Genomic DNA, 22,075 nt, shown 5'->3' with positions numbered 1-22,075 from the left:
GAGGGATTTTTTTGAGTAAGCAATATGATTATGATGTTTTATATTTAGGTGCCGGCCATGGTACTTTTGATGGTGCGATTCCTTTAGCTAGCAAAGGTTACCATTTAGGAGTCATCGAAGCTGATAAAATTGGTGGGACATGCCCAAATTGGGGTTGTAATGCCAAAATTGCTTTAGATGCTCCCGTTAGAACGTTACATGAAAAGCAACGTTTGAATGGAATTTTAAATGGTGACTTATCAATTGATTGGTATAAGAACATGCAACATAAGCATAAAATCATTGATGGTTTACCAAACGCCATTGAAGGTTTATTAAAACACTTCAAGATTGACGTTATCAAGGGACGTGGTTCTTTAGTCGACGGCCACACCGTTGAGGTAAATGGTAAAACCAAATCCGCTAAGAACATCGTCATTGCCACCGGCCTTCATTCCAATCATTTGGATATTCCCGGAAGTGATTTAGCTCACGATAGTAAAGATTTCTTAGCACTGGATCATATGCCTAAGAATCTTACCATCATTGGTTCTGGATACATTAGTATTGAATTTGCTGACATCGCTAATGCATCTGGTGCCAACGTCACCGTTTTAATGCACCATGATAAAGCATTGAGACAGTTCTACCAACCATACGTTGAAAAGACCCTCGATGCCCTATCACAACGTGGTGTTAAATTCATTAAGAATGCTACTCCAAAGTCATTTGAAAAAGATGGTTCACAATTAACCGTTAAGTATAATGATGACAAAGTTAAAACCGACTGGATCTTAGATGCCACCGGCAGAAATCCTAACGTTAAGAATATCGGGTTAGACAAAGTTGGCGTTAAATATGATGCTAATGGAATTAAAGTTGACGATCATCTAAGAACCAGTGTCGATAGCATCTATGCTTCTGGTGATGTTGCCGATACCGACGAACCAAAATTAACACCGACTGCTCAATTTCAATCCAAGTACCTAATGCACCTATTCTCAGGTGATACTAAGGATGCCATTGATTATCCAGTCATTCCGACCGTTGTCTTCTCATCCCCACGCCTAGCTAAATTTGGTGTTTCAGTTGATGAAGCTAAACAAAAGGGATACAAAGTTGTCAGTAAGAATTTAACTGGTGATTGGTATCGACAAATTGATAAAGAACAACCAGCCCACTTAACTTTGATTTTTGATCAAGACAAACACCTGGTTGGTGCGACTGAAGTTAGTGATAAAGCTGACGATACGATTGATTCACTCTTACCAGCTGCAGAATATAAATTAAGTCCAGCTCAAGTTGAACGCATGATTTACCTCTTCCCATCAATTGCAAGCGATGTCTGGGCAAATCTTTAAAATTTAAATTAAAATTAAATCATTAAAACTGCATCCAAAAATTGGATGCAGTTTTTATTTTGTCTTAATTAACTACCACCAATTTAAAGTGGAATCTAACATATAGAATCCAAAAAGAATCACGATTAAACATGATCCCGTTGTTAACCAGCGATACCAACCGTGCATTCGGTACCTATCTGGAAGTGCCCCAGCCTCTAAAATAATCAAAAAGCCAAGTGCAATTGGCAAAAGCCAAGTGTTCATTACTTCAATTCCAATTGCTAGTGAAACAAGATTAACGTTCATTAAAACCATCATGGCGGCAGCAATAAAAATCAATGCATATAAACTATAAAAGCCCAGGCTATTGCGATTTAAAGGTTCGTTCAAACTATGGTGCCAATTTAAAACTTCGGTCATCCCCCAGGTTCCAGAAACAGCAATTACTAACGCAGCTACTAACGAACCACCTAATATGCTTAATCCCATCATCAATTTAGCACTGGTGCTTCCGATGAATGGAGACAAACTCGTTGCTAATTGACTAACCGTATTCAATATGGCATGGGAATTGGTTTTCCCGACCGTGGCTGCAAATAGAATAATAAATCCAATCATGATTCCCTGCGTAATGACCGTCCCAATCGCTGTATCCAATTGTTCCTTATGAATCATTTTCGGTTTTAATTTTTTATCAATTACCGCTCCTTGTTGGTAAAAAATCATCCATGGCATGATGACGGCACCAACGTTAGCAGCAACCAAGTATATGTAAGATGAATTGTGAAACGGGATTGAACCCATTTTAGGAACCATTTCGGATAAATTAGGATGAACCATTACCAGTGCAATAATAAATGTTAATTCAAATAAACCAACAATCTCACCAATATGTTCGAATCGATGGTAACTACCGACAAAGCCCATGGCAATCAAAGCAATCACCGTAATTGGAATGGTAATCCAACGCGAGATGCCGAACAATTCGCCAACCCCAGCAATTTCAATTAATTCTGTCAACTGGGCGCCCACAACGGATAATAACAAAGTAACCGCAGCGATGATTGCCCAACCCATTCCAAAATACTCCCTGATTAATTGGCCATGACCCTTTTTAGTTACGATGCCTAGCCGAACAGTCATCTCCTGTGCCATAAATAAAATTGGCATTAACACAATCTGGGGCAGAATCATTGTATATCCCACCAGACTGCGCAGCTGTAATCAGACATCCAGCATCTGTATCTGCTAACATGACCATTAAACCTGGACCTAAAACTTTAAAAAAAGCAACCGTTCTTTTTAACATAATTAATTTAATCTTGACCTCTTTTTGACTTCAAATTTGATAATGGAATTTCAATTCTAGCCCAAAAAAATTAAAAAAACAACCCTTTAATCCACAATATGTATGTGCTATTCTAAATTTAGGCACAATATATAGTGTACATGAGTAAATTATGAAAGGAACGGCGATTTTAATGGCAACTGCTAACAGTGTTAATTTGAATCAATTATTGAAGGGAAAAATTGTCAAACGTGGTGGAGATTATACTAATTTTTACCAATACAAAATCGATTTTGTTTTAAATCGACTAAACGTCCCTAGCGATCTACAAACTGAATTCAAATGGCAGTTATTTAAAAATTTTCAAAATAAAAAGCTCATTCCAACAACTAAAATTAGAACGGCTTTTCATCAATTTTTTAAAGCTCATCATTTAACAAACGATGCCAAAGCATACGAACAACACTTCCAAGATGAGCAAGCAAGTTTCAAAAAATCGGCTAGTGTTCCGTACCGAATTGCCAAATTATTTAATCATGATCCAAGGGTTGTTCATGAAAATGCTAATAAGAACAGTAAAGTCTTCAACACCCAACGGGATTTACAGGCCGGGGCTGCATGCCGTGCAATTGGTCTTCAAATGCTACCTGACATCGTTGCGAAAGCCCATTTACGTGGTGACATTCACTGGCACGATCTGGATTATTCACCAGCAATGCCCGAAACCAATTGTTCTTTGATTGATTTCAAGAACATGTTGAACCATGGTTTTAAAATTGGGAATGCACAAGTGGAACCGCCCAAATCAATCAACGTGGCGGTCGCTCAAGTGGCACAAATCATTGCCAATGTTGCATCTTTGCAGTATGGTGGATTGTCATTTAACCGAGCCGATCAAGTTCTCGCTCCATTCGCCAAATTAAACTATCAAAAGCATTTAAAGCGGGCTCAAAAATGGGTTCCTAAAGATAAGCAGCATGACTACGCTAAATCTGAAACTAAAAAGGATATTTACGATGCGATGCAGTCATTAGAATATGAAATCAATACGCTATATTCTTCACAGGGTCAAACCCCATTTACAACCGTTAATTTTGGTTTAGGTACCAATTGGTTTGAAAAAGAAATCCAAAAGGATATGCTAAAAATCAGAATTAAGGGACTAGGTAAAGAACACCGGACTGCCATTTTCCCTAAGTTAACCTTCACGATTAAACGGGGATTGAATCTAAACCCAAGCGACCCGAATTATGACGTTAAACAATTGGCCATTAAATGTTCAGCCCATCGAATGTATCCTGATATTTTGATGTACGATAAAATCAAGGAAATTACCGGTGATTTCAAGACCCCCATGGGCTGCCGTTCATTTCTACCTAAATGGGTCAACAAGGATGGCAAGGCTATTAACGATGGTCGTTTAAACCTAGGGGTTGTTACCGTTAATTTGCCACGGATTGCCCTCTTAGCCCACGGCAATCAAAAATTATTCTGGCAAATTTTTGACGAACGAATGGGCACTTGTCACCGGGCATTAGCTTACCGAATTGAAAGAACGAAGCAGGCCAAGCCGGAAATGGCTCCATTATTATATGAATACGGCGCATTCGGCAAACGCTTAAAGCCAAATGATTCTGTCGACCAACTATTTAACCACGAACGAGCCACCGTTTCATTAGGCTACATTGGTCTGTACGAAGTCGGCACTACCTTTTATGGTCCTAATTGGGAACATAATCCTAAGGCCCACGCTTTCACCGTTTCGATCGTTAAACGAATGAATGAATTCTGCCAAAAATGGTGTAAGGAAAGTGGTTATCACTATAGTTTATATTCCACACCCGCTGAATCCCTAACCGATACTTTCTGCCAAGATGATATTAAGAAATTTGGTAAAGTTAAAGATATTACCGATAAAGAATACTATACCAATAGTTTCCATTACGACGTCAGAAAAAAGCCTTCTCCATTTCAAAAACTTGAATTTGAAGAGGCATATCCACACTATGCCAGTGCCGGCTTTATCCATTACTGTGAATACCCGAATTTGAAACAAAATCCAAAGGCATTGGAAGCCGTTTGGGATTGGGCCTACGATCACGTTGGCTATCTTGGAACCAATACCTCAATTGATCAGTGCTTCAAATGTGGTTTCAAAGGTGAATTTAAAGCAACCAAACTAGGTTTTGTCTGCCCGCAGTGTGGTAATCATGATCCAAAATATTGTGACGTTGTTAAACGGGTTTGTGGATACCTCGGTAATCCACAAGCACGTCCGATGGTTCACGGTCGTCACTTAGAAATTGCTTCAAGAAAGAAGAACATGTCGACGGGTATGATTTCAAACGTTGCTAATTTTGAACGGAAACGTCAATCCGATACACAAAGGGTATAGATTAGATGATTAAAGGATGTTTTCAATTCATGAATTGGAAACATCCTTTTTGATATAAAAAAGCCTTACAATATAATAATTGCAAGACTCTATAATATTATAATTTCTATTTTAGAACACATAATTTTAAACTAATTTCATCATTAAAATTAAGCAATTAAATATTAAAAATACTAAAATAATAAGAATTAAAGAATACTTTAATATTTTTTTCATATATAACGATTTATCAGTTTTATATTGGTCATCAAATTTATTTATATAAATAAATATAAATTTAAAAAAGATCAAAAATGTTAATAAAATAAATAACAATAATATATTAATAACAACTAAAGAATAATTTTGAACTAAAATCAAATAATTTATTAATAAACCCAAAAAAATACCCAGAAAAAACATCATAATTAATATATATTTTAAAATTTTTCTTTTATTATTCAGTTTAGATTCCTTTTGTTTTTCTTTTAATTTTAAAATAAATTTAAAGTAATTAGTAATAATAATGATAAAAGCAATTAAAAATAGTAATGATAATAATGATAATATTACGAAAATAGCTGATCATATCCTCTAAACTAATAAATATTTTAGAACGGTAATATAATTTTTTGATTTATAAAAGGCATTAAAATTATTTAGTACTATTCGTTAAATAACCAGATAAGACATTTTGAAAATTCTTATCTTCAATTTCTACTCCACCGCGCTTTAGAACTTTAGAAATGATTTTCTTGATTTTAGCGCTACTTTCCGGATTACTAGAAGCTGTATTTACAACATTATTAGCAATTTGATCCTTTAAATCATTAATATGATCTTCATATTTACCCTTTTTAGGGTGATTAATCATTTTAATAACTTGATACCCAGCTTTTGTTTTTACTGGTTTTTCAGTATATTTGCTATTAGATAATGTATAAGCAGCTTTTACAAAAGATTGATCCATATCAGTATTAGTATTATCAAATGGAGCTAATTTCCCGCCATCATTTTTATTTGAAACATCTTTAGAATACTGTTTAGCTAAATCAGAAAATTTAGCCCCAGATTTTAATTTATTAATAACTTTATTAGCATCTTGTTTATTAGTAACTAAAATTTCACCAACTGTAACTTTAGGTTGATATGATTTGAACTGGTTTTTTAAATCATTGGTTGTATAATCCAAATTATCTTTCACAGCAGCTTGAATAAGCAATTGAGATTTAATTTCACTCTTTAATGATTCCTTCGTCATGCCACTTTGTTGCAATGCCATATTTAATGTGGATTCTGAACCACCATATTGAGCTTTATATTGATTATACTTAGTATTAATATCTGCAGATGTAACTTTATTGCCATATTCCTTATTTAAAACTTTATTTAAAATCATTTGTTGCAATATTTGTTTTCCTGCAGACGATTTATTAACTTTACTATAATACTCACTTTGGGTTATTTTACCTCCATTGGTAGTTGCAATGGGCTTATTAGATCCACATGCTGCTAAAGATACACCCATTAAAGCTACGGAAATTCCCGTTAACCATTTTTTATTAATAAATCAACATCCCTTTCAATAATTTATAATGCACAATAACTAAAATTGTAACATACAAATAATATCGTTACTAATTCATATAAAAAAGCTCCCTAAAGCATTTAATGCCTTAGGGAGCTTTAATTGTATATTGAGATTTAATTATTATTCATAAATGAATAACTGGATTCTACCACCAGCCGTGGCTTTGCCAGAATGCTTGGGCATTACTCCATGAACCGTAACGTGATTGAGCGTATTGGGTAGCAACTCTTTCTTGGTTAGCTGCTGAGTAATCACCATTTAAGTATGACTTATCTAATTGGTATTTACCATAGTATTGGCCGTTTTGAGCGGTATATGAACCACCAGATTCATGGGATGCAATCCAAGATGAAGCAGAACCACCGCTATTAGAAGCAGTATTTGCTTGTGGTGTTTGAGTTTGTGGTTGAGCTTGGGTTTGAGTGCTAGTAGTTTGTGTTTGTGGTTGTTGAGCTTGTGCAGTGTAATTAGTACTTTGAGTAGTTTGTGCAGAAGCAGTTTGACCATTAGTTGTGCCAGGTAAAGTTAATTGTTGGCCAACTTGTAAAATAGAATCATTGCTTAAGTTGTTAACTTGTTCTAATGAAGATAATGAAACGTTATTTTGTCTAGAGATACTTGATAAAGTATCACCGGAGTGAACAGAAACTGTAGCAGCACTAGCTGCACCAGCGCCGGCTACTAAAATTCCGGCCATAGCAGTAGTAGTAATTAACATTTTTTTAATTCGATGACTTAATGACATATTAAAAATAGCCTCCTGTTAAATTCATACGTGTTTCAAAACGATTTTCTCAGATATTTGTTGACTTCTTATCAATCAACAGTTTGTATACTACACGATAGAAATTACACAGCCATAACCAGAATATTAAATAAATCGGGGAATATGTTATATATGTAACATTCATGAAAAAATGTGTCGTTAAACAGCATGACATCAACATCGAATATTATCAAAAATGGGCTTAAATTTTCCAATTTAAGTCCATTTTTAACTTTATTTTTTATAAATGCTTTAATTTTGCTTGATTTTATTGGCAACTTTGACTAATTGACTAGCAAATTGATTCAAAGTTTCCGCGTCTTGGTGGTTAGGTGTCAATTTAATTTTAACGTTATCGGAACCCTGAGTAGCATGAGCGTGGTTAAGCATTTCAGATAAATCGTCAACAACTGAATTGTAGTGTTCACGGTAAACGGGATCCCCGGAACCAGCAACCCCAAAAACTAATCCGGATAAATCAAGCCGTTCTAAATCATCACAGAAATCGGCACCTTCATCGGGTAAATAGCCTTCGTCGGTATAGGAGCAAATCACCCCAATATCTGCATGCTGAAACTCGTCTGCATCGGCTTGAAACATTTCAATTTCTTTCACGTTAACGCCTAATTTTTTAAGTTTCCTACATATTATATCGGCAATTTTTTCATTATTACCGGTTACGGTTGCAAATACAACTTGTGCATTCATTTTTTAGTCCCCCGTTTTACATTTGAAGATCAATTAGTTTGTTTAATTCAACGGCGTATTCCATCGGTAGTTGTTTTGAAAATGGTTCGATAAATCCCATGATAATCATTTTAGTTGCTTGTTTTTCGGATAAACCACGGCTCATTAAATAATACAAGTCGTTTTCTGAAATCTTAGAGACCCGGGCTTCATGTTCCATCGTGCTATCACCATTTCTGACAATGTTAGCCGGAATCGTATCCGTCGTTGATTGATCATCCATAATAATGGTGTCACATTCAACGTGTGATTTAGAGTGTTTGCTATTCGGTTCAATTTTTTCCTTTCCCCGGTAGTTGCAGACACCCCCATCCTTACAAATGGATTTAGAAATGACGTTCGATGAAGTATACGGTGCATGGTGGCGCATAATGGCACCGGTATCTTGATAGACACCGTGCTTGGCAAACGCAATCGATAGCATCGAACCGGATGCATAGGGACCGTTCAAATCGACACTGGGATACTTCATCGTAATTTTAGAGCCTAAGTTACCATCGATCCATTCCATCCGGGCATGGGCGTCAGCGACCGCCCGTTTGGTCTCTAAACTATAAACATTGTGGGACCAATTTTGAATCGTCGTATAACGGCAGAAGGCATCCTTCTTAACGAAAACTTCAACCACGGCCGCATGAAGACTGTCTTCAGAATACGTTGGTGCGGTACAGCCTTCCACGTAATTGATGCTAGCGCCTTCATCAACGATAATTAACGTCCGCTCAAATTGGCCGGTATTACCGGCGTTAATTCGAAAGAAGCTCTGTAATGGAACGGTCGCGTGAACGCCCTTCGGAACGTAGATAAACGTGCCGCCAGACCAGACAGCCGTATTTAAAGCGGTAAACTTATTCGTTGCCGCCCCAACTAATTTACCAAAATACTGTTTTACTAAATCGGGATGTTTTTTTAAGGCACTATCGGTATCCATAAAAATGATGCCCATTTTTTTCAAATCACTTTTTAAATTGGTGTAGACAGCTTCCGATTCATATTGAGCTTCAGCTCCGGCTAAATACTTTCGTTCAGCTTGTGGAACGCCAATTTTTTGAAAGGTATTCTTGATCGTATCTGGGACATCATCCCAGCTTCTCGAAACGTGATCACTATCACGCTGGAAATAATGAATCTTGTTTAAATTCAAATGTGATAAATCCGGTCCAAAATTAGGCATCGGCATCCGCTGATAAATATGAAAAGCGCGCAACCGGATTGCTAACATCCATTGGGGTTCATGCTTCTCAGCAGAAATCTTTCTGACCACATTTTCATTTAATCCCGCACCGGTTGTATAAACCGGTTTAATTTTATCCTTAAAACCGTATTGGTATTTTTGATCAATTTGATTTAAATCAGTTTTCATGATGAACCTCCCGATGCAATAGTTGATAAATGCCCTTCCAAGGCAGCATGGCACATTTAATCCGCACCGGTAACTTGGCTACCGATGATAGTGAAAGCGCATCCCCTAATTTATCTTTATTAGCAAAATCCTCATTCGTCATCAGTTTAGAAAACGATAATACCAAATCATCAATTTGCTTTATCGAATGATGAATGACCAGATGCGCCATCATATTAGTGGAAGCTTTTGAAATAATGCAGCCATTAATATGGAAATAAATGGCTTCCAATTTATGATGCTGATAAATTCCGTTAATGACTAAGCGATCCCCACAGGTCGGATTATTCACTAATACTTTTTGAATTCGAGTTCCTGACAAACGTTTTTGAAATTGGGGATGGGATGCGTTATCTAAAATAATATCCTGGTATAAACTTCTAATGTCCATGGCAGAAAAACATCTCCATTTTTTTAACACTGCTAATTAAACGATCACATTCATTCCGGTTGTTATAAAAGTACAGACTCGCCCGTAAAGTGGCTTCGGTCCCTAAACAGTGCACCAGTGGTTCAGCACAATGGTGTCCAGCTCTGACGTAAATATGTTGTAAATCCAAAAACGTGGCGGCGTCATGGGCATGTAGTCCCCTAATGTTAAAGGATACGATGCCGCTCTGCCTTCGTTTGGGCCCATAAACAATCACGTGCTTATCTTTTCGCAATTGATCAGCTAAATACTGGGCTAGATTTCGGCAATATTTTTCAATTTGATCCATGCCAATCTGGTTCAAATAATCAATGGCAGCCCCTAAGCCGATCACACCAGCAATGTTAGGCGTGCCGGCTTCAAAGCACCACGGGATCGGTTTGGTTGAAAAATCAGTTGTACTGACGTCTTCGATCATTTCTCCACCTAATTCGGGTAACTGCATCTGCTTTAAAGCATGCTGGGTGCCGTAAAGAACGCCAATCCCGGTCGGACCCAGCATTTTATGACCGGAAAACGCCATGAAATCAGGATGAAATTTTTGAACATCGAGTGGGATTGAAGGTGCGGCTTGAGCAGCATCAACAACGTACATGGCACCATTTTGATGGGCAAGTTTACCAATGATTTCAATTGGATTAATGGTGCCTAAAACGTTGGAAACGGCGGTCAAAGCAACAATTTTAGTTTTACTAGTGATTAATTTTTTAGCGGCATCAAGATCTAAACACCCATCGTCTAAAATTGGGATGTACTTTAATTTAGCACCGTTAGCTTTAGCAACCCGCATCCACGGCAATAAATTGCTGTGGTGTTCGGTAATTGAGACTACTATTTCATCACCATGATGAACATGCTGCATCGCAAAATCACTAGCGACCATGTTCAAACTTTCAGTCGTTCCACGGGTGAAGATAATGTCTTGCGCACGATCAGCATGAATAAAATCAGCGACTTTTTGCCGCACATTTTCGTAAGCATCGGTCGTCTGCTGTGCCGGTGTGTAAACACTGCGGTGGACGTTAAAATTTTGGTACTGATAAAAATGGTTGATGGCATCAATTACCAACCGTGGTTTCTGTGACGTGGCAGCGTTATCTAAATATGCCATCCACCGGTTTTGTAAGATTGGAAAATCTTTTCTAATTCGTTCAACGTTCATCCAATCGCTCCTCTAATAAATCAACCATTGATTGACGCATTTTACGGTCGGGAAAATGAGTCAAAAGTGGTTCTAAAAAGCCACGAATTAAAATGGAATCGGCAGTTTGATCATCCAAGCCACGGCTCTTTAAATAGTAAAGTTGATTAGGATCCAATTTCCCAATACTAGCGGCATGACTCGCAACGATGTCGTTATCTTTGATCAGTAAAATTGGATCGATTTCACCACGGCTCTGTTTTGATAAAGTAAGTAGCCGGCTAATTTGATCAGAAGAAGTATCCTTGGCACCCTTCACAATCTCGCCATTCGTATAACAATGGGTCCTAGCATGGCCATCAACGACGCCCCGTTCCTTAATTAAGCCGCGGGTATTGGAGCCACGGTTAATAATGTGGGTACAGATTGATTGATGCTGAACGTTGGTACCTAAATTTATAATGTGAATTTCTGCTTCCGATCCATCGCCATCTAAATTAATCTGGCTATTATAGAGAGCATCATGGTAATTCAAAAGTGCAACGTAAGTCTTTAAAGATGCATTCTGAGCTAAATAGGCATACAACATGCGGTGGCTCTTACGATTCTGTGATTTAGCAGCATCATAATATTTGACGTGGGCATTATCACCCAGCAATATTTCTACCATTAGATGACCGTGTTCCTTGGCAGTTGCTCGGTCTTTAAATTCTAAAGTGGCTTCAGAATTTGCACCGACAATCACTAGGATGTGTTTTTCTAAATCGCCGTGGGATAGAATATCCGACAGGTCAATTGGTTTTGAACACACCGTATTAGAAGGAATAAACAGGAACACGCCAGATTGTAAACATGCTAGATGCTGGGCGGCAAATCGATATTGATTCCACATGACGCCTTTTTCCATCAAATTTTCCTGCATCAAATTGGAATACTGACTAGCTGCCGCCAGTAAATCCATTTTGACGATTCCCTGCTTTTGTTCTTCATCCGAAGCATAATTTTTAAAATCAACTTGGTGGTGCCAATGAATTTGTTCGTGGTTCAAATTCCAATCCACCGGTCTCACATTATTCAAACGGGGCTGCTTCAAATCCTTCTGAATTTGCCAGGCCACCCGGCGTTTCTCATACAGCCATTGTGGTTCATGATTGGCTTTAGAATACCGTTCGATTTGATCTAAGATTGTCATTTTATTCATCATCCACCAACTTAATTTTTAAACCAAGCTGATCACGCAATTTGGCATAACCTTCTTTTTCTAGTTTTGATGCTAAATCAGGACCACCACTGGTGACGACGCGGCCATCCATCATGACGTGAACAACATCCGGAGTAACGTAGTGCAAGATTCGATCGTAGTGGGTAATGATCAACGCACTAAAATCTTTTGCCCGCATGTGGTTGATTCCATTAGAGACAACTTTTAGAGCATCAATATCCAGACCAGAATCAATTTCGTCCAGCATTGCCAAACGGGGCTTCAACATCATCATTTGTAGGATTTCGTTTCGCTTTTTTTCACCACCAGAAAAGCCTTCGTTCAAGTAACGATCGGCATAATGATGGTCAATGTCTAGGAAATTCATACAGTGTTCAAAGCGTTGTAAGAACTGTAAAACGGTTAAATGGTGGTTGGGATGGGTGGCTTCCATCGCAGCTTTAATGAAATCGGAGTTTTTAACCCCGGTAATTTCAGTCGGATACTGCATCCCTAAAAACAAACCTAGCCGGGCGCGTTCATCAACGGCTAAATTGTTTAACTTGGTACCATTAAAAATGATTTCACCATCGGTAATCTGATATTTATTGGAACCCATTAAAGTTTGAACAAGTGTTGATTTACCGGTTCCGTTCGGTCCCATAATGGCATGGATTTCACCATCCGGGATATTCAAATTAACGCCCTTCAATACTTCACGGTTATTTTCTTTAATTTTGACATGTAAATTGTTAATGACTAAACTCAACGCGATTCCTCCTTGATTAGTGAACTAATTTATCCCAAATGACAACTTTGTTCTGTTGTAAAGACTGTGGAACATCGATAATCCGTTGGTTCGAACTACCCCGGAATTGGAGTGTTAAATCCTTTTTATCTTCCAAGAAACGGCCGTCGATTAAAATATCCAGCATGGATAATAATTTCAACTTATCGTAGGATTCATTCATCAATTCTTCCCAAGTGTAGCCACTCCATGACCAGATATCTTTTTTGTGACCAAATTCTTTTCTGACCCGTTCACAAATTTTAAGGCAGACCTGAGTATTTAAGAATGGTTCACCACCCAGTAGCGTTAATCCTTGAACGTAACTCTTACTCATATCATCAATGATTTGATCTTCTAATCCCTTGGTATATGGCTGTCCATAGTGAAAATTCTGGGCGGCAACGTTATAGCAGCCCGGACAGTTAAATAAGCAGCCACTGACGTATAAGCTGCATCTAATGCCTTCACCATCGACAAAATTAAATGGTTTGTAATCAGCAACATACTGTTGACTAACATCCTTTGCTTGCCATTCTTTTGGAGCAGGATTATTTGGTTTTCTAATTCGACGTTTCATGATGAGCACCCTTTCAATCAAAAACAATTATTCTTTGAAGCACTATATATTGTATTTCACATGCATTTTATATGCAATATGTTGTGGTTTAATTTAATTTTATGAAACCATTAAAAAAAGGCGTCAATATCAAATTGACGTCTTTTGAATTTAATTATAATTTTATTTTTTGATATATTTTTTTAATTAAACTAATCTTTTGTGCATTTCATCTAATTATTAAATGCTTATTTTCTTAATTTGAAAATAATTTTCAACCGCAATAAAATTAAATCAGGTGAATTAATTATATTTAGAGGAGGCTAATTTATTACTGATGCGCTAATCACGATTTTAACTATGGCTTTAACGATTACGATTGGCTCACAAGCATATACTTTCTTAACCCGGCACGCATTTCAGAAAATGAAATCATATAACCGAAATGGCTTTTCTGCCTTCATTGTTTGCGTATCCGTTGTGATTATTAATACGTTTATTTTTTATATCCTGTTAAGTTAAAAATAGAAAAGCGTTGAGCAAAAGTGCCCAACGCTTTTAATTTATACTTTTTAATTATTTTTCATACTGTTTTAGAACTTGTTTCCAGAAATCAACGCTATCCTTAGAATCTGGCTTCGGCATCAACATGTAATGATCTTGAATGTCTTGAATATCTTTAGCCTCTTTGGGACTTTGGGCAATTAAAGTCCGCATCTTCCAGCCAATTTTAGCGTTATTATTATCAGCAATAATTTTTTGATTATGCATGGTATCATCCCTTCAACTTTTTCTTTCATATTAAAAGCGTCGTTTAAAAAAATCAATTATCTCAAACTAATGCGCCGTTTCTGGTGTCACAATCTTAGCCGTACTCTTGCCGTCAATCTGCTTATGAACCCGAATCTGATAAGGAATTCGACTCTGCAGGCTTTCGACATGGCTAATAATCCCAATCATTTGGTGTTCGCCGTTCAAACGGTCAAGGGTATTCATCGCAACGTCCAGCGATTCACGGTCTAAAGATCCGAATCCTTCATCGATAAACAAAGTATCGATGTTAATCCCACCAGATTCTTCTTGGATCACTTCACCTAATGCGAGTGCTAAACTCAACGAGGCAATAAATTTTTCACCACCAGATAAAGTATGGACACTGCGTCGTTTGCCAACGTCATCATCGTATACATCGACTTCTAAACCGGTGTTCTTCTGGTAAGCACCTGATGATGAATGTAAGGCAAAGACATACCGACCAGAACTCAAGGATTTAAAATGGTGGTTAGCAGCAGCTAGGATCCGAATTAATTCTGCCCGTAAAACGTACCGTTCCAAACCAAGCTTCACATCGTTATTACCAGTTACCGTTGTGACTAACAAATCAAGTTGATGAATTTTATCAGCGTGCTTGTTAATCTGAGATAAATCATTTTGAATCTGTTTTGAAGTGGCATCGTTCAAAGTAAACCGTTGATTTTGCTGGTCATAATCATTTTCAAATTGGTTTAGTTGTTCAGATAAATGATCAATTTGCTTCTGATCATGTTTTAAATCAATTTTATCATGAGCGCCAATCGCGTTCGCTTGGGCTTTAATTTCTGCTTGTAGTTTTTGCACTTGATTTTGGTATTCTTCTAACTGTTTTTCTTTACGATCCAACTGGTCTACTTGATGAATTAAATCAATTAAAGTACCGATTTGATCAATTGATTGGTGATCATGAACCGCTTGTTTTAATTGATTTGAAACATTTTGCTGCTCATCATGACTATTTTTAATTTGTTCTTCCAAACTCGTTTTAGTTGCTGCTAAACTGGCAATCGTTGTCTCGATTTGATGTAATTTTTGATGATTAGCATCGACTGCTTGTTGATAATCGTCAATCTGTTGGTTCAAATCAGCTAAACGATGATCTAAAGCTTGAATATCAGGAAATCCATTGGGCAAATTATGCTTCACATCACTCAATCGAACTTGATATTTTTGGGCTTCATTTTGTGCAGATTGCAACTGTTTTTGAGCTTGATCCAACGTTTCTTTTTGCTCAGTTATATGATGTTGATCATTTTCATGCTGGGTTTGCTGTTGCTTAATTTGGTTTAATTTCGATTGAACATGTTTTAAACTTTTATCGTTAGTTTCGGATGCTTTCCGTAAATCTGATTGAATTGAAACCAATTCTCTTGAATCAGGTTTGATTTGAAGATTTTTCATTGCGGTCAGTAATGCATTCAACCCATCTGATAACTGGTTGGTTAATTGTTTTTGCTGTTCCTGGCGTTCTTTAATCTGGGTTGTTAATTGGGATTGCTGATCATGTGCATTCGATAAATTTTGATCAGCAGCTTTCACAGCTTTATCAGCAACCGGTTCAATTTGTTGAACGTGAGCCGGTAAGGGATGCTGCTTACTACCACAAATGGGACACGGCGTTCCAGGCTTCAGCTGCTGAACTAAATTCACAATTTGGCCTTGCAACTGTTGCTGGTGTAATTCATCCGCACGCTTTTTCCGGCTTGAAACTAACTTTTGAACCCGTTTCAAATCTGATTGATTGATTTTAATTCGTTGATTTAAATCATCAAGTTGAGATTGAAGATCGAATAAATGCTTTAAATCCTTTTTCGACCGTTCCAAATCACGCTGCTTTTGTTGGGCAAGGTACAAGTCAGTCTGAATCTGCGGTTGCTGTTTGATTGCATCGGTTAATTTTTGATCTTCCGTCGTTAAATCATCTAAATTAGTCCGCAACATCTTAACTTTAGATTGTGACTGAGCTAACGACTCATCAGCATTTTTAACTTGCTGTTTTAATTGGTCCATCTGCTCAAAGGATGGTCGCTCCTTGGTTAAAACTGCCCGTTCATTTTGCAATTTTTCTTGGTTAGTTTTTTGTTTTTCAAGCTGATCAGCCTTCGTTTGAACGTCCTTTTGATTTTTTTGAGCATCTGATAAATCCTGGTCAGTCTGATTTAATTGAGATTGATGTTGTTTTAATTGTCGCTTTAAATCTTCGTTTCGTTCATAACTAGGCTTCAATTGTTGTGCCCATTTCAAATTTTGAATTTGATTTGATAACTGATCATAATCTTTTGATTGATGATTTAACGACTGTAACTTTTGCTTAGATTGATTTAAATCATCGATTTGTTGGTTAATTTGCTGATCATGTTCTAATCGTTGCTTGGCCCGGGCAGCTTGGTCACGCATTGTCTGCAGCTGCTTTTTCTTATGGGCTAATTGATTTTGCACATGTTTTTGCTGGTGCTTTAACAATTTAATTTGTTGGTCATCGATGGTTTTGGCACCCGGTTTAAAATCAGATAACCATTGCACATTATCAAGTGACTTCTGAATATCATTTTGCCAATCTAAATACTGCTTGCCCTGCTGCTTCTTCATATCATTCAGAAAGTCCGCCCAGCGTTGGTATAATTGGGTCTTGAAAATTTTCCGCAAAACGCTTTCCTTTTCAGAACTGGGTGCTAGGAGAAAATGTTGAAAATCACCCTGGGGCAGTAAAATAACTTGGACAAACTGCTCACGGTTGATTTGTAAAACCGATTCAATCTTCAAGTTAATTTCTCGCAACCGTTTAATCTCATCGATTTTTTGATCGTGTTTATAAATGTCCAAAACGCCTTCGCTGCCATATTCCTTTTGGCCGCTGCCACGCTTCTTATTCAACGTCTGCTTTGGCTTTCTGATAATATGGTAGACAAGACCCTGATGTTCAAATGTAAAGTCAACTTCGGTCGGTTCGTTCGGGTCGGCAAAATCTGACCGCATGCTTTCGACATCCCGATCATCACTGGCACCACTGCCATACAGGGCAAAAGTAATTGCATCAAAAATGGTCGTTTTTCCGCTACCAGTCGGTCCGGCAATCAAAAATGTTTTCGCATGTTCTAGCCGATCAAAATGAATCGTCTGGTCTTCATACGGTCCTAAATTTTTTAACGTTAAACAAATTGGCCTCATGGTTTTTTCCTCCCGTCATGCGCATTTTGAAGTGCATCTTCAGCCCACTGTTTCTGTTGATCCGACAACGGTTCGTTGGCAACTTTCTGATAGAATTGGTTTAAAACTTCCATCGGATTGGCTTTTTTCAGTTTGGCACCATTTTCGCCATCGTAATCAACGTTGATTTCGTAACCAGCAGCACGACTCAAAGACGCGATGTGTGGATAAATTTTTCTTAAACGCTGCATCACGTTCGGAATCGGTTTTTGATTTTTTAATAAAAAGCCAAAATAATTATCGCAGTTTAACTGTTGATAAAATTTCGGGTCGGTTAATTTTTCAAAACTAGCGGAAATCTGTTGAACGTCCCGTTTCGGTTTCAATGGCACAAATGTGCGGTCCTGAATATGATCAGTATCAACAATGAAAAAGCCTTTTTTCTGGTGGGCTTCAGACATTGAAAATTTAATTGGTGACCCGCTATATTGAATTTTAGGATCATGAATGGCATCCTTACCGTGGAGATGGCCAAGGGCAACGTAATCAAATGCTGATAATAAATCAACGGGAACTGCGGCTAGACCACCAACTTTTAATTGCGTTTCCGAATCTGTCTGTGAGCTCCCACTGGCAAAGAAATGGGAGACCAAAATATGTTTTTTATGCGGATCAAATAATGTTTTCATTTTAGAAACGATGGCGTCAAATGCCAGGCTCACATTTTTAAGGGAGCTATCTTGAAAATATTGTTGAACTTCAAACGGTTCAAAATATGGTAATAAAAATAACTGGACATCAGGTAGTTCAACCGGCTGAAACGACTGGGCAACACTGGTGTGCATGTAAAAATTAGTGTCACGGTACCACGGGGCACCAGTCGATAACCGGGTTGCACTATCATGATTTCCCGAAATAGCGTAAATGGGAAAATGGTCCTTTAAATTAAGTTGCCGCAGCATATGATTCAGCATTTGAACAGATTTTTCGGCCGGTAACTTGCGGTCGTAAATATCACCGGCAATGATAATCCCGTCAACTTGATATTTTTTAGCGGCGGTTTCAATTTGTTGGAAAGCATCCTTCTGTTCTTCTGATAGGTCAAAACCGTGCAGACGCCGGCCAATGTGCCAATCGGCAGTATGTAAAAAGCGCATGGGTGACTCCTCTCTTAATCGTTGTTTAAAATTATAATTACTGCTATTATAATGGTTTTAAGAGCACTGCTTCAAGCACGATAAATTCATTCGAGATGATAAAATTGGGATTAATAATTGGGTTATGCTTCTACATCCTTGGAATTTTAGGAACCGGGATCATTATATTGACCATCTTTTGGCGATTACTGCGGCATGATCAAATGACTAGAAAAATTTGGTTAACGCTAAGTGCCTTCGTCTTAATGATTGTCGTTACCTTATTTTTAGATGGATCATTTATCAATTCCGTTACTTCTTCGATGCCATATTAATAAAAATAAAAAGCTGGCAGATTTGTCAGCTTTTTTCATTTCTAGTTATGATTAAATTTTAAATGCGCGTGCGCAAATTGTTTATCTTCCTTGATAATTTCTCGATAGCGATAGCAAGAAGTCACGTGGTCATTAATCACTCCGGCACCCTGCAAATATGAATACAGAATTTTAGGTCCCACAAATTTAAAGTGGTACTTTTTAAAAATTGGTAAATATAAATGAACCCAGTGCTTGGTTGGTAACGCATAATTTTTATGCTTCTTGTGGGTTACCGGATGATATTTCACCGGTTGCCAAGTAATTTTAGACAGTGATTGGTGGTGCTTATGCATTTGAATTAGGGCTCTAGCGTTATTAACCGTTGCCATAATTTTTTGGTGATTGCGAATAATTCGGTCGTCACCTAAAATTTGTTTGATTTGATGGTTGCTCATGTGACCGATCTTGAGCCAGTCAAAGTGTTTAAAATCAACTTCAAAATAATGCCGTTTTTTCAAAATCATCTGCCATGTCAAGCCGGCTTGGAAAGTCTCCAATGTTAATAGTTCGAAAAGCTGACGTTCATCAGTCTTCGGCACACCCCAGATGTAGTCGTGAAAAAATTTGCTGGGTAAGCTTTTCCTAGAAAATGGACATGTTTTCATAATAATCACCAGTTTTCATAATTACGAATTTTCAAAGTCCATCTTAACGACTTTAAAACTGGATTCAAGTTATGACTTTTGGTCAAAATCATTCTTTAAAAAAAAGTTCTCGCCGTGTAAACTTGGATCCCAGTTCTTCACGACAAATTGATCTTTATTTTTAATTCTTTCATCATCTTTGTCATTCGGCAGCCGACCAATCTTGTTATATCCATGATCCATCAATAACGTCAATAAAATTTCATTAATGTGGTGGGTACATCTTTGATGATCATTCATAATTTTTATTAACTTAGTTGGATTTAAATAATGATCATCCGCATCATTTTTAGAATTAAACAAAGCGTACTTCACAGATTGTAGCTTCAATTCTTTTGCATACGTTTCTATTGAATCTAGAATCCGATTAATCATTAAGCAAAGTTCATCACTCATTTGGTCGTTAAACACATGTAAATCAAAATTACTGACGAGTAATTCAATTCGTTTTTCAACTGGAACCAATTTAAATGAAACACTCACCTTGAAATTTTTCACACTGGGGATGGTTTTAATATTGGTCATTAAACGGTGCTGGGCTTTTGAGCTCACTTCGAAAAGTTGATGTTGCTGGTTTAAATTCTTTCGCAATCGTTGTTGGATATGTTTTCGTTTATTAACCGCATCCTTATGGTCCATTTGAAGTAAATGATAATTATAGACGTCTTCGGGGATGAAGTAGCCAAATTCCTGGTCGCTAATATGTAAATTCTTTTTGATGGTACCTTCAGTAATGCTGTTTAAGCGCTTTAACTTATCTTTTTTAATATGATCGATTGTCTGCCTAGTTAATCCAGTTAGCTTGGATGCTTTGTTGACGCTTAAGTCGCGCTCATCCAGAATCTTAGCCAGATTGTTTTTAAAAAAGTATTTCATCCATTGATCACTCCCATTTTTTCTTAACAATCCCTATCATAGCGGAAAGGAAACGATAGTTTCAATTGTAATTATCGTTTACACTTTTTTATGAAACATTGATGCGATAGGATTTATAAAAATAATAAATTCAATCGATGGGGTTTAAAATAATTTCAAAAAAGTTTAAATTAGGGCAAAAGAAAAACACCCAAAATGAAATTGGGTGTTTTGTGATGTAGGATAAATAAATTAATTATTACTGATGCTATAAATATCATGACTTAAAGTATTGAAATAATTAACAGCATCCTTAGTAAGTGAATTAATGTCATCATTTTGGACTCTGCTGTTTTCAGCATTTAATTCATTATTTTTGTCTGTATTAAATTGGCCTTTAAAAATGTTGTTCAAATCATTAATAAATTGCTTAGAATTTTGAATATTATCTGTGGTTAAATTGGTTCCATTATTAGGATCATCATTAACAACAACTGTATTTAGATTATCAGCAATGTCAGAATTTTGTCTAGTTTGATCATCCATTCCTGAATCTGCAAACATTGTATTCTTTAATTCTTTATCAAGTAAGTTGTTATACTTCATTGTGTTAACTAATTCCATATCAATTTTAGGTTTAGTAACGCTTTTATGATTGGATTGTTTCTTAGATTTAGAAACAACTTTTTTAACTTGACTTGCTTTAATCCAGCCTTTTTTACCATTAGCCTTAATATAATCAACGTTTACCTTACGATGTCTTAATTTTATATGGGAACGTTTTAAAATGTTTAATTTAGCATTATGTTTAATGTAAACACGGTGTTTCAAATGCTTAGAACGATAAACTTTACCATTTAAGCGATAACTAACGTGTTTTTTAGTTGAATGATGCATGAATTCAGCGTTGGCTTTATCAAAAGCCTTATCATTTTCTGCTTCAGCCTTGTTGTAATATAAATGGCTATTTTGCATTGCACTCTGTAAGTCTTCAAGGTATTGGAATGCATCAGTATTCAATGAATGATCATCATCTTGATTGCCATCCCGTTGAATATTGTCATTATCACTAATCAGGGAATTATTATCATTAATACCAAAACGATGGTTGAACAATTGACTCAAATCATTAAATAATTTATGGGTTCCTTGATCATTGCTTGGATCCGAATAATCCAATTTATCATTGGAATTATACTGACTTAAATTGTTACCTAATTGTTGATAAGATTTAGCGTTGCTCTTAAAACCAGTATTAGCAAGGGTTGAGTTTGGAACATCATCCCCGATAATTTTATTAAACTGATCAACAATATTTTTTTCAGCCTCGGAAACATGATGAACTGCTCGTTTTTTAGCATGGTGTTTATATGTTTTTCTGGTAACTCGAACTTTTCGTTTAGCACTAGCATTTGTTGAACTAATTATTGATCCACCAAGTAAGCCCAGTGCTAGTAAAGCAGCGGTTGAATATTTTAATGTATTTTTAAGCATT

18 protein-coding genes and 1 pseudogene are annotated in these 22,075 nt (G+C 36.8%); 3 read left to right on the top strand and 16 right to left on the bottom strand.

Annotation, left to right across the window (positions count from 1 at the left end; all coding sequences use genetic code 11):
• The first annotated feature begins 11 nt into the window (after window positions 1–11).
• Complete coding sequence (locus WR164_RS01055) at window positions 12–1,340, top strand: dihydrolipoyl dehydrogenase family protein (protein ID WP_286135691.1); 1,329 nt, start codon at window positions 12–14, stop codon at window positions 1,338–1,340.
• Window positions 1,341–1,412: 72 nt separating this feature from the next.
• Here WR164_RS01055 and WR164_RS01050 read toward each other — a convergent pair.
• A pseudogene (locus WR164_RS01050) lies at window positions 1,413–2,631 on the bottom strand (NRAMP family divalent metal transporter).
• Window positions 2,632–2,782: 151 nt separating this feature from the next.
• Between WR164_RS01050 and nrdD the strand changes: the two are divergent.
• On the top strand, window positions 2,783–5,005 hold the full coding sequence (gene nrdD, locus WR164_RS01045; RefSeq protein WP_373876891.1) for an anaerobic ribonucleoside-triphosphate reductase: 2,223 nt from the start codon (window positions 2,783–2,785) through the stop codon (window positions 5,003–5,005).
• 634 nt (window positions 5,006–5,639) lie between these two features.
• Here nrdD and WR164_RS01040 read toward each other — a convergent pair.
• The 12 genes from WR164_RS01040 to WR164_RS00985 form a co-directional block, all read right to left on the bottom strand.
• Window positions 5,640–6,512, bottom strand: coding sequence for a peptidylprolyl isomerase (locus WR164_RS01040; RefSeq protein ID WP_286135689.1), 873 nt, complete (start codon window positions 6,510–6,512; stop codon window positions 5,640–5,642).
• A 208-nt stretch (window positions 6,513–6,720) separates the two neighbouring features.
• Entirely contained in the window at window positions 6,721–7,320 is a 600-nt protein-coding gene (apf, locus tag WR164_RS01035; RefSeq protein ID WP_286135688.1) for an aggregation-promoting factor, read from the bottom strand.
• 273 nt (window positions 7,321–7,593) lie between these two features.
• Window positions 7,594–8,049 (bottom strand): flavodoxin domain-containing protein, encoded by a 456-nt coding sequence (locus tag WR164_RS01030; RefSeq protein ID WP_286135687.1) that lies wholly within the window; start codon window positions 8,047–8,049, stop codon window positions 7,594–7,596.
• A 16-nt stretch (window positions 8,050–8,065) separates the two neighbouring features.
• On the bottom strand, window positions 8,066–9,451 hold the full coding sequence (gene sufB, locus WR164_RS01025; protein WP_286135686.1) for a Fe-S cluster assembly protein SufB: 1,386 nt from the start codon (window positions 9,449–9,451) through the stop codon (window positions 8,066–8,068).
• On the bottom strand, window positions 9,441–9,881 hold the full coding sequence (sufU, locus tag WR164_RS01020) for a Fe-S cluster assembly sulfur transfer protein SufU (RefSeq protein WP_286135685.1): 441 nt from the start codon (window positions 9,879–9,881) through the stop codon (window positions 9,441–9,443). The genes sufB and sufU overlap by 11 nt, the downstream gene beginning before the upstream one ends.
• Complete coding sequence (locus WR164_RS01015; RefSeq protein WP_286135684.1) at window positions 9,871–11,082, bottom strand: aminotransferase class V-fold PLP-dependent enzyme; 1,212 nt, start codon at window positions 11,080–11,082, stop codon at window positions 9,871–9,873. The genes sufU and WR164_RS01015 overlap by 11 nt, the downstream gene beginning before the upstream one ends.
• Window positions 11,072–12,253 (bottom strand): SufD family Fe-S cluster assembly protein, encoded by a 1,182-nt coding sequence (locus tag WR164_RS01010; RefSeq protein WP_286135682.1) that lies wholly within the window; start codon window positions 12,251–12,253, stop codon window positions 11,072–11,074. The genes WR164_RS01015 and WR164_RS01010 overlap by 11 nt, the downstream gene beginning before the upstream one ends.
• 1 nt (window position 12,254) lies before the next feature.
• Window positions 12,255–13,031 carry a Fe-S cluster assembly ATPase SufC gene (gene sufC / locus WR164_RS01005; RefSeq protein WP_286135681.1) on the bottom strand — a complete coding sequence of 259 codons (777 nt, stop codon included), beginning with the start codon at window positions 13,029–13,031 and terminating at the stop codon, window positions 12,255–12,257.
• A 16-nt stretch (window positions 13,032–13,047) separates the two neighbouring features.
• Window positions 13,048–13,629: an anaerobic ribonucleoside-triphosphate reductase activating protein gene (gene nrdG, locus WR164_RS01000; protein WP_286135680.1), complete on the bottom strand. Its 582-nt coding sequence runs from the start codon at window positions 13,627–13,629 to the stop codon at window positions 13,048–13,050.
• A gap of 555 nt (window positions 13,630–14,184) precedes the next feature.
• The gene (locus WR164_RS00995; RefSeq protein ID WP_286135679.1) at window positions 14,185–14,379 is read right to left on the bottom strand and encodes a hypothetical protein; all 195 of its coding nucleotides are present in this window, start codon (window positions 14,377–14,379) and stop codon (window positions 14,185–14,187) included.
• A 66-nt stretch (window positions 14,380–14,445) separates the two neighbouring features.
• Window positions 14,446–17,589 carry an AAA family ATPase gene (locus WR164_RS00990; protein WP_286135678.1) on the bottom strand — a complete coding sequence of 1,048 codons (3,144 nt, stop codon included), beginning with the start codon at window positions 17,587–17,589 and terminating at the stop codon, window positions 14,446–14,448.
• A complete protein-coding gene (locus WR164_RS00985; RefSeq protein ID WP_286135677.1) occupies window positions 17,586–18,725 on the bottom strand; it encodes an exonuclease SbcCD subunit D in 1,140 nt (379 codons plus the stop codon). Before WR164_RS00985 ends, WR164_RS00990 begins: the two co-directional genes overlap by 4 nt.
• 104 nt (window positions 18,726–18,829) lie before the next feature.
• On the opposite strand from WR164_RS00985, the gene WR164_RS00980 reads away from it, so the two are divergent.
• Complete coding sequence (locus WR164_RS00980) at window positions 18,830–19,039, top strand: hypothetical protein (RefSeq protein ID WP_286135676.1); 210 nt, start codon at window positions 18,830–18,832, stop codon at window positions 19,037–19,039.
• 41 nt (window positions 19,040–19,080) lie between these two features.
• On the opposite strand, the gene WR164_RS00975 is transcribed toward WR164_RS00980, so the two are convergent.
• The 3 genes from WR164_RS00975 to WR164_RS00965 form a co-directional block, all read right to left on the bottom strand.
• Window positions 19,081–19,686: a DNA-3-methyladenine glycosylase I gene (locus tag WR164_RS00975; protein WP_286135675.1), complete on the bottom strand. Its 606-nt coding sequence runs from the start codon at window positions 19,684–19,686 to the stop codon at window positions 19,081–19,083.
• A gap of 69 nt (window positions 19,687–19,755) precedes the next feature.
• Window positions 19,756–20,601 (bottom strand): helix-turn-helix domain-containing protein, encoded by an 846-nt coding sequence (locus tag WR164_RS00970; protein ID WP_286135674.1) that lies wholly within the window; start codon window positions 20,599–20,601, stop codon window positions 19,756–19,758.
• A gap of 231 nt (window positions 20,602–20,832) precedes the next feature.
• On the bottom strand, window positions 20,833–22,074 hold the full coding sequence (locus tag WR164_RS00965) for a hypothetical protein (RefSeq protein WP_286135673.1): 1,242 nt from the start codon (window positions 22,072–22,074) through the stop codon (window positions 20,833–20,835).
• Between the last annotated feature and the right edge of the window lies 1 nt (window position 22,075).

The organism is Philodulcilactobacillus myokonensis (genome assembly GCF_027923585.1).
GTDB lineage: Bacteria > Bacillota > Bacilli > Lactobacillales > Lactobacillaceae > Philodulcilactobacillus > Philodulcilactobacillus myokonensis.
The sequence above is the reverse complement of the archived record's forward strand: the minus strand, read 5'-3'. Positions and strand labels throughout refer to the sequence as shown.